This is a genomic window from Novosphingobium sp. Chol11 (assembly GCF_945870625.1).
Taxonomy (GTDB): domain Bacteria; phylum Pseudomonadota; class Alphaproteobacteria; order Sphingomonadales; family Sphingomonadaceae; genus Novosphingobium.
Map to the genome: position 1 here is coordinate 1 of NZ_CAMBTS010000113.1, position 9,804 is coordinate 9,804.

Annotated in this window: 6 protein-coding genes; 5 read left to right on the forward strand and 1 reads right to left on the reverse strand. The window is 63.9% G+C overall.

The window, feature by feature from the left end; translation table 11 throughout:
* Positions 1 to 212 precede the first annotated feature (212 nt).
* From Q0O40_RS13905 to Q0O40_RS13920, 4 genes are all read left to right on the forward strand, one after another.
* Entirely contained in the window at positions 213 to 860 is a 648-nt protein-coding gene (locus tag Q0O40_RS13905; protein WP_295531082.1) for an FKBP-type peptidyl-prolyl cis-trans isomerase, read from the forward strand.
* An 82-nt stretch (positions 861 to 942) separates the two neighbouring features.
* Positions 943 to 3,828 carry a pitrilysin family protein gene (locus Q0O40_RS13910; RefSeq protein WP_295531086.1) on the forward strand — a complete coding sequence of 962 codons (2,886 nt, stop codon included), beginning with the start codon at positions 943 to 945 and terminating at the stop codon, positions 3,826 to 3,828.
* 136 nt (positions 3,829 to 3,964) lie between these two features.
* Positions 3,965 to 5,338: a class II 3-deoxy-7-phosphoheptulonate synthase gene (locus Q0O40_RS13915; RefSeq protein WP_295531089.1), complete on the forward strand. Its 1,374-nt coding sequence runs from the start codon at positions 3,965 to 3,967 to the stop codon at positions 5,336 to 5,338.
* A 110-nt stretch (positions 5,339 to 5,448) separates the two neighbouring features.
* The gene (locus tag Q0O40_RS13920) at positions 5,449 to 6,684 is read left to right on the forward strand and encodes an amidohydrolase family protein (RefSeq protein WP_367183757.1); all 1,236 of its coding nucleotides are present in this window, start codon (positions 5,449 to 5,451) and stop codon (positions 6,682 to 6,684) included.
* Positions 6,685 to 6,713: 29 nt separating this feature from the next.
* On the opposite strand, the gene Q0O40_RS13925 is transcribed toward Q0O40_RS13920, so the two are convergent.
* Positions 6,714 to 7,586 (reverse strand): dienelactone hydrolase family protein, encoded by an 873-nt coding sequence (locus Q0O40_RS13925; RefSeq protein WP_295531094.1) that lies wholly within the window; start codon positions 7,584 to 7,586, stop codon positions 6,714 to 6,716.
* Positions 7,587 to 7,852: 266 nt separating this feature from the next.
* On the opposite strand from Q0O40_RS13925, the gene Q0O40_RS13930 reads away from it, so the two are divergent.
* On the forward strand, positions 7,853 to 9,804 hold a 1,952-nt coding region (locus Q0O40_RS13930; protein ID WP_295531096.1), incomplete at its 3' end, for a PQQ-dependent dehydrogenase, methanol/ethanol family.

Sequence of the window (9,804 nt, forward strand, 5' to 3'; positions counted from 1 at the left end):
GGCCTGATCAACTTCGGTGCAATTGCGGCACTCAAAGCCGTTGATCCGCACCGGCACGGAGTAATTGCTGCTGATAGCCATGCCTTTGCATGGGCCCGAGTGGCAAATTCATGCCCTTGGTGCGGCTAAGTACTGCCGCGTTCGGGGCAGAGTGCACCCGCCGGGACTTTGTACACTGGCATGATGCCTGCAACGCTCCTATAGCCGCTGCCATGATAGACCATTCCCTATTGAACCGCCGAATCGGCTATTCCCTCGCGCTTGCGGCAATGATCGCGCCAACCTTCGGCACGGCGGCGCCCGCGCCTGCTGTTGCGGTCCCGGCCTCTGCGGCGGCGGCTGGCGAGGTGATCGATGTTCCGCTGCAGCCCGTTGTGGCAGCAGACTTGCGGACTTGCACTGCCAAGACGGCGTCAGGCCTTGGCACAAAGGCTCTCAGAACTGCGGACGGCGCGCGGCCGGCCAAGGACGATTTTGTTCTGGTCAAATACATCGGGTATCTCGCGTCCACGGGCAAAGTGTTCGATCAGAATGCCGGCACGGCGTTCCGTTTGAGCGGGGTGATAGCCGGCTTTTCCGAAGGCATCCTGCAGATGGCGCGCGGAAGCATCTCGCGTCTGTGCATCCCGGCGGCGATTGGCTACGGTGAGAAGAGCTCCGGTCTGATCCCGGCCAATTCCGATCTGGTGTTTCAGGTCGAACTGCTCGATTTCAAAACTCAGGCCGAAGTAGAGAAAATCAACGCCGACGCGGCCCGTGAGGCCGAGGCCCAAGCAGCGCCGGCAGCGGACGTTGCGCCTCAGGAGCCTGCGGAAAAACCGGCGCAAAAGCCTGCGGGTCAGACCAAGCCGCCGCGCTGATTTTGCTGAATCGCGGGATTTATCGGCCGCCGGGTGATTTTGTTCATTGGTGCTTCATTTTTTGCTGACCTATAGAGGCACCATGCAATCATTTCTCCGGTCTATGCTGCGCCCGGTTTGGTCGGCCGTCCTTGTCCTCAGCCTGGTTTCCGCAGGCGGCTTTGATGCTGTTGCGGCGGCAAAGCGCAAGCCAGCGGCGGCGGCGGTCCCGTGGCTTTATAAGGGCAGCGATGTTCCGCATGATCCGGCATGGCTCTTCGGCGTGCTGCCCAATGGCCTGCGCTATGCGGTGCGGCGCAACGGGGTGCCGCCGGGGCAGGTTTCGGTGCGGGTTCTGGTCGACGCCGGATCGCTTTATGAAACCGATGCAGAGCGCGGTTTTGCCCATCTGATCGAGCATTTGACGTTTCGCGATTCCAAGTATCTGAAAGCGGGCGAGGCGATCCCGGCGTGGCAGCGGCTGGGCGCGACTTTCGGCAGCGACACCAACGCCGAAACCAGCCCGACCCAGACGGTGTACAAGCTGGATGTGCCCGATATCTCGCCGGCCAAGCTGGACGAAACATTCCGGCTGCTTTCGGGGATGATCACCGCGCCGATCTTTACCCCGACCGGGGTCAAGACCGAAGTGCCGATTGTGCTGGCGGAAATGCGCGAGCGCAACGGCCCGCAAACCCGCGTGGTCGATGGCACGCGCGCGGTTTTCTTCGCCGGACAGCCGCTTGCCGCGCGTTCGCCCATCGGCACCGAGGCGACGCTCAACGCCGCCACAGCCGAAAGCGTGCGCGCGTTTCACGCCAAGTGGTATCGCCCTGACAATACCGTGATCGTGGTCGCGGGCGATGTAGCGGCGGCGGATCTGCAAAAGTATGTCGCCACCTGGTTCGGCGCGTGGCAGAAAATCGGCCCCAAGCCGCCGCAGCCCGATTTTGGCCACCCGGTCGCGCCTGCCGGCGCAGACCCTGCCAATCCGGTGGGCGAGGCACGCGTGCTGGTCGAGGCGGATTTGCCGCTGGTCTATAACTACGCGATCTTGCGCCCGTGGCGCCAGGTGCGTGACACCATCATCTATAATCAGGGCCTGATGATCGACCGGCTCGGGCTGGCGCTCATCAACCGGCGGCTTGAAGGCCGCGCCCGCGCAGGTGGCAGCTATCTGGCCGCATCGGTCAATCAGCAGCGGATCAGCCGCTCCGCCGATGCCACGATGGTCACTGTCACACCGCTCACCGATGATTGGCAAGCGGCAGTCAAGGATGTGCGCGCGGTGATCGCCGATGCGCTGGCAACCCCGCCCAGCAAAGAGGAAATCGCCCGCGAAGTCGCCGAATTCGATGTGGCGTTTCAGGTTCCTGTCGAAACGCAGGAAACGCTGGCGGGCTCGAAACTGGCCGAAGACATCACCGACGCGGTCGATATCCGCGAAACGGTGGCCAATCCCGATACGGTGTACAAGATTTTCAGAAGCTCGATCCCGATGTTCACGCCCGAGGCCGTGCTGGCGCACACCAAAGCCGTGTTCACCGGCACGGTCACGCGCGCCGTTCTGCTCACGCCGAAAGCCAGCGCGGGCAGCGCGGAAGCAGTGCGCGCTGCCTTGCTGGCGCCGGTCGATGCCGCATCGGGCAGCCGTCTGGCCGCAGGCTCGCTCAAATTTTCGGACCTGCCGCCGATTGGCCAGCCGGGCACGCTCGCCGATAGCGAGCAGACCGGCCTGCTCGGGATCGACCGGATCAGCCTGTCGAACGGGGTGAAGGCGCTGCTGTGGCCCAATCAGGCGGAACCTGGGCGGGTTATCGTGCGTGTTCGTTTTGGCGGCGGCTATTCCGTGATCGATCCGCGCGACGCAGTCTATGGCCCGCTGGGCGAGACCGCGCTGATGGACACCGGCTTTGGCGCGGTCGGGCGCGAGGATCTGGATCGCTTGGCCACCGGCCGCAAGCTCAGCCTTGATTTTTCGATCAAGGACACGGTGTTCGAATTTTCCGCCGATACCCGGCCCGCCGATCTTGCCGATCAGCTTTATCTGTTTGCGGCAAAGCTTGGCATGCCGCGCTGGGATGACAAGCCGGTGGTGCGCGCGCGCGCAGCGGCCCGGCTGCAATACGATTCGACCAACGCATCGCCCTCCTCGGTGCTCCAGCGCGATGCGCCGTGGCTGCTCAAGGACGGTGATCCCCGCTTCTCCACGCCCAATCCGGCCGAGCTTGCCAAAGCCACGCCCGATGGGTTTCGCCGGGTGTGGTCGGCGCTCCTCAAGCAGGGGCCGGTCGAGGTTGATCTGTTCGGCGATTTCAAGCGCGAGGACGCGATTGCTGCGCTTGAGCGCACGTTCGGTGCATTGCCCGCGCGCGATCCCTTGCCGCAAACCGGCTTTGCCCCGCGCATTCCGGCGCCGCTTGCCGATCCGCTGCTGCTCACGCATCGCGGCGATGCCAACACCGCCGCTGCCATGGTGGCCTGGCCCACTGGCGGCGGGCGCGGGGGTATTCATGAATCGCGGCAACTCGAATTGCTGGCCCAGATTTTCAACATCCGCCTGTTCGATGCGATGCGCGAACGGATCGGCGCGAGCTATGCGCCGCAAGTGGCATCGAGCTGGCCGCTCGAAGCGCCCTCTGGCGGCTATGTCGCTGCCTCGACCCAGCTGCGCCCGGGCGATCTGCCCGCGTTCTTCGCAGCGGCTGACAAGATCGCCGCCGATCTTGCCGCCAGCCCGCCCAGCGCCGACGAGATCGCGCGCGTGGTCGAACCGATGAAGCAACTTGTCACCCGCGCCAGCACCGGCAACGGTTTCTACATGTACCAGCTTGAAGGCGGCGCGCTGGAACAGGGCAAGTTCGACGATATCCGCTCGATCCTAACCGACTTTGGCTCGACCACGCCCGAACGGATGCAGGCGCTGGCCAGGCGCTATCTGGTGGCGGGCAAGGCTTGGCGCATGGCCGTGGTGCCGGAAAAGAAGTAAGCGCGCTTCCCCTCATGACGGGGGAGGGGAGCGACCCACAGAGCGGTAGACGCTTGCTAGTCAGTCATCTCCCATGCCCTTTGCATTTCCGCCGCATCCCCGCTAAACGCGCGCATCCTTGAAGGAAGCGAACAACGTGGCAAGCAATTGGAATGCAGATAGCTGGAGGGGTTTTGAAGGGCGGCATTTGCCGGTTTATCCCGATGCAGACAAACTGACGCAGGTCGAAGAGACGCTGACGCGGTTTCCCCCGCTGGTGTTTGCTGGCGAGGCGCGTGCGCTCACCGCCGATCTGGCAGAAGTGGCGGCGGGACGCGGGTTTCTGCTGCAAGGCGGCGATTGCGCTGAAAGCTTTGCCGAATTTCACCCCAACAATATCCGCGATACCTTCCGCGTGCTGCTGCAAATGGCGGTGGTGCTGACGTTTGCCAGCAAGCAGCCGGTGGTCAAGGTTGGCCGCATGGCGGGCCAATTTGCCAAGCCGCGTTCCTCGCCGATGGAAAAGCAGGGCGATGTCGAGTTGCCCAGCTACCTAGGCGACAACATCAACGGTATGGAATTCACCCCCGAAAGCCGCATCCCCGATCCCGACCGGATGTTGCGCGCCTATTCTCAGGCGGCGGCCACGCTCAATCTGCTGCGCGCCTTTGCCACCGGCGGTTACGCCAATTTGCGTCAGGTCCACCAGTGGACGCTCGACCATATTGGCAAGAGCCCGTGGGCGGCCAAGTTCAGCGAAATGGCCGACAAGATCGGCGAAGCGCTCGATTTCATGGAGGCCTGCGGGGTCAATCCCGGCACCGTGCCCCAGCTTCAGGGCACCAGCTTCTACACCAGCCACGAAGCGCTGCTGCTGCCATATGAAGAGGCGATGACGCGGCAGGATTCGCTGACCGGCGGGTGGTATGACACCAGCGCGCATATGCTGTGGATCGGTGATCGCACCCGTTTTGAAGGATCGGCGCATGTCGAATTCCTGCGCGGCGTGGGGAATCCCATCGGGATGAAGTGCGGGCCGTCGCTCGCCCCCGATGCGCTGCTGCGCATGCTCGATGCGCTGAACCCGGCGCGCACGCCCGGGCGGATGACCTTGATCAGCCGTTTCGGCGATGACAAGGTCGAAGCCGGGCTGCCGCCGCTGGTGCGCGCGGTGGCGCGCGAAGGGCATCCGGTGGTGTGGAGTTGCGATCCGATGCACGGCAACGTGATCAAATCGAACAGCGGCTTCAAGACCCGCCCGTTCGACCGCATCCTGAACGAGGTGAAGGGCTTCTTCGCCGTCCACCGCGCCGAGGGCACGCATGCCGGCGGCATCCATATCGAGATGACGGGGCAGGACGTGACCGAGTGCGTCGGCGGCGCGGTCGCCATCACGCACGAGGCGCTGGCAGACCGCTACCACACCCACTGCGATCCCCGCCTCAACGCCGCGCAGTCGATCGAGCTGGCGTTCCTGCTGGCCGAAGCGATCAATCTGGAGCGCGCGGAGATGAAGGCCGAGGCGGCCTGACGCTCGCCGTCCGCGCCCATTGCGTGGGCGGCCTAGCGGTGGCAAGTTCGGTGCTTCTTGAGCAAAGGCTGAACATGCACCGCTGGCTACTTGCTGCCCTTTCGTTTGCGATGGCGATACCGGCCCATGCCGAAACGCTTTACGTCCGCGCCGGGCGCCTGATCGACCCCGAAACCGGCACGGTCTCTGCCGCCCGCCTGCTGCGCATCGAGGATGGCCGTGTGGCGGCGATCACCGCTGATGCCAAGCTGCCGGACGGGGCCAAGGTCATCGACTGGTCGGGCTTTACCGTGTTGCCCGGCCTGATCGATTGCCATGTCCATCTGGCCGATACCGGGCAGACCAACAATGTTGCCGAGCCGCTGCTGCATTCGCCGATGGAGATTGCGTTCATGGGCGCGCGCAATGCCCGAACCACGCTCATGGCGGGGTTCACTTCGGTGCATAATGTCGGCTCGTTTCGCGCTTATGCCGATGTCGAATTGCGCAACGCGATCAATCGCGGCGATGTGATCGGCCCGCGCATGAGCGCGGTGGGCGCTTACATCACCGTTCCCGGCGGCGGCGGCGAAGTCACCGGGCTTTCGCCCGAGGTAGCGATCCCGGCGGACATGCGCGTGGGTGTGGTGAGCGATGCGGCGGACACGACGCGCAAGGTCAACCTTCTTTTCCAGAACGGCGCGGATTCGATCAAGTTGATCGCGACCGGCGCGGTGCTGGCGCAAGGCACCGAGCCGGGGCAGATCGAGCTGACCGGCGAGGAGATCCGCGCGGCGGTCGATGTCGCCAATGCGCGCGGATCGTGGGTGACGGCGCATGCGCATGGCGCGGCAGGGATCAAGCTGGCGATCAATTCTGGCGTGCGCGCGATCGAGCATGCCTCGCTGATTGATGACGAGGGCATTGCGCTGGCCAAGGCGAAGGGCGTCTGGCTCGACATGGATATCTACAACGGGGATTACATCGATGACGTTGGCCGCAAGGAAGGCTGGCCCGCCGATATGCTGCGCAAGAATACCGAGACCACCGAGGCGCAGCGCGGCGGGTTTCGCAAAGCGGTGAAGGCCGGGGTGCGGCTCTCGTTCGGCACCGATGCCGGGGTCTATCCTCACGGCTTAAATGCTAGGCAATTCAAATACATGGTTCGCTACGGGATGAGCCCGATGCAGGCGATCCAGTCTGCCACCACCAGCGCCGCCGCGCTGATGGGCTGGAGCAAGGATGTCGGCGCGCTATCGCCCGGGCACTATGCTGATATGATCGCGGTGGCAGGCGATCCACTGGCCGACATCGCCGCGCTCGAGACGGTTGCGCATGTGATAAAGGGCGGCGAATTGATCAAATAGCGCGGCATCAGCGCCGGGTTAGCGCCGCATCAGAGCGCTTTTTCGAACATCGCCAGCATCCGGCCCCAAGCCTTGTCCGCCTGCACCGCGTCATAGATCGGCGCGTCGATCGTGCACCAGCCATGCTGCGCGGGATAAACCTCGATCTCTGCCGGGCGCCCGGCGGCGGTGGCGGCGGCGCGCAGCGCATCCTTGTCGCCGGGCGCGCTCTGATCATCGTTTTGCGCGATGGCGATCAGGAACGAGGCCTGCGTCTTGGCGATCAGCTTGTTCGGGCTATCGGCTGCATCGCCGACCAGCCCGCCGCCATGAAACGAGGCCGCCGCGCCGATGCGCGCGGGAACCGCCGCCGCAGTGCGCACGGTATAAGGCCCGCCCATGCAATAGCCGCAGGTGCCGATCTTCTTCGCCGTATCCACTTCGGCCTGACCGTCCAGCCAGCCGATCGCGGCGATGGCGTCGCGCACCGTGCCCGCCGGGGTGATCTGCGCGATCAACGGGCCGAGCTTGGCTTGTCCTGCCGGGGTGCGCCACTCGGTGATCGAATTGAGGATCGGAGCGGGGCTGCCGCGATAGTAATGATTGATCACCAGCACCGCATAGCCGGCCGCCGCCATCCGCGTGGCCATCGTTTTATATGCCTCGCGCAGACCCGCGATGTCCGGCCACATCAGCACGGCAGGATGCTTGCCAGCGGCGGGTGCCACGAAGAAACCATCGGCGGTGCCATCCGGGGTGGCGAAAGTGACCGTGCGGCTGGTTGTCGCGGCTCCCGGCGGGGCTGATTGCGCCAAGCTGCAGCCGGGGACAGCGGCCATCACGGCAGCGCCAGCGCCGAGCGCGGAGAACTGACGGCGGCTGAGCCATGCAGCGTTTTCGATCTCGGTGGTCTCATCGCACATGATGGCTTTGCTCCTTGGTCCGTTGTCATCAGACTAGCGTCTCGTTGCGTCTGTGCCAAGGTATCGCTGGTCGCTCTGCGCCTCGCTCCCATGGCGCTCTGCTTGGCCGGATTGGCGGCTAATTTGGCCGAATTTGTGGACTGGCTTTCCCGCTCAGCTTCGCGCAAAGTGCCCCTGTGGGCGCTGCAATGGCGACAATTTGCATGCTAGCGTCTTGTTTGTTGAATGATCCGGGCAAGCCGGACAGAGGAAAGAGAGAGTCTGAGATGATGCGTAGCAAATTCACGTCGGTTCTGGCACTGGTTTCGTTGGTCGCTCTGGCGGCCGGTCAAACGGTCGCAGGCATCGCGGCTACGGGCAAATCGGCCGCTGTCAAATCGGCGACCGGCGGCGTGACCGATGAGATGATCCGTAACGCTCCTGCGGGGGAATGGTTGACCTACGGCCGTGATTATGGCGAGCAGCGCTTCTCTCCGCTGACACTGGTAAACGAATACAACGTCGATCAGCTTGGCCTTGCCTGGTATGCCGACATGGATACCGCGCGCGGTCAGGAATCGACCCCGCTGGTCCACAACGGCGTGCTTTATGTCACCACCGCATGGTCGATGGTGAAGGCCTACGACGCCAAAACCGGCAAGCCGCTCTGGGCGTTCGATCCCAAAGTGCCGCGCAACACACTGGTGCGCGCCTGCTGCGATGCCGTGAACCGCGGCGTTGCGCTCTATGGCGACAAGGTGTTCGTGGCGGCGCTCGATGGCCGGCTGATTGCGCTCGATCAGAAGAGCGGCGCGGTCCTGTGGTCGAAAGTCGTCGTGCCCAATCAGGTGGATTACACGATCACCGGCGCGCCGCGCATCGTGAAAGGCCGCGTGGTCATTGGCGCGGGCGGCGCGGAATTCAAGGCGCGTGGTTATCTCTCGGCCTATGATCCTGAGACGGGCAACGAAGTCTGGCGCTTCAACACTGTGCCCGGCAATCCCGCACAGGGTTTCGGCAAGGAAGGCCTGAACGCAGCGGCGCATGCGGCAGCGGCGAAGACCTGGGGCAACAAGTGGTGGACACTTGGCGGCGGCGGCACCGTCTGGGATTCGATCACTTATGACCCGGAAACCAACCTCGTCCTGTTCGGCACCGGCAATGCCGAGCCGTGGAACCCGGCGGCCAACGGTCGCGAAGGCGACAGTCTTTACACCTCGTCGATCGTCGCGGTGAATGCCGATACCGGCCAATATGCCTGGCACTTTCAGGAAACCCCGGAAGACCGCTGGGACTACGATTCCGACGCGCAGATCACCATTGCCGACGTGAAATTGGGCGGCGAAATGCGCCATGTCGCCATCCATGCGCCCAAGAACGGGCATGTCTATACGCTCGACGTCAAGACCGGCAAGTTCCTCTCGGCCAAGGCGTGGATACCGGTGACTTGGGCAACAGGCATCGATCCCGTCACTGGCCGGCCTAACGTCGCTCCCGAGGCGCGTTATGACAAGACTGGCAAGCCATTCCTCAGCGTGCCGGGCGCAACCGGAGCGCGCAATTGGCAACCGCACAGCTACAGCCCCAAGACCGGCTATCTTTACATCCCGACCAACATTACCGCCTTCCCCTACATGGCTGATAAAGGCTGGAAGCCGAGCGCGATCGGTTATCAGATCGGAATCGACGTTGGTGCGGTGTCGATGCCGGCGGATGCCAAGATTCAGGAAGGTGCCAAAGCGGCGACGATCGGCCAGCTGGTGGCATGGGACGTGGTAAACCAGAAGCCGGCGTGGACGGTCCCTCTCCCCGGTCCATCCAACGGCGGTGTGCTGTCGACAGCCGGAAATCTGGTGTTTGAGGGCACTGCGGGCGGCGAATTTGTCGCCTACACCGCAGACAAGGGCCAGAAGTTGTGGTCGTTCCCTTCGCAGACCGGCATTCTCGCCGCGCCGATGACCTACACGATTGATGGCGAGCAATATGTCGCCATCCTTGCCGGTTGGGGCGGGGCGTGGGATATCTCTGCCGGCCTGCTTGCCCGCAAGAGCGGCACGACCCGCAACATCAGCCGTCTCTTGGTGTTCAAGCTGGGCGCCAATGGCCAGCTTCCCGCGCCGCCGCCGACGAACCAGATGGTGCTCGATCCGCCGCCCTTCACCGGCACGGCGGCACAAGTCGCGCTCGGCGCGAAGCACTATGGGCGCTACTGCTTCGTGTGCCATGGTGATGCGGCGGT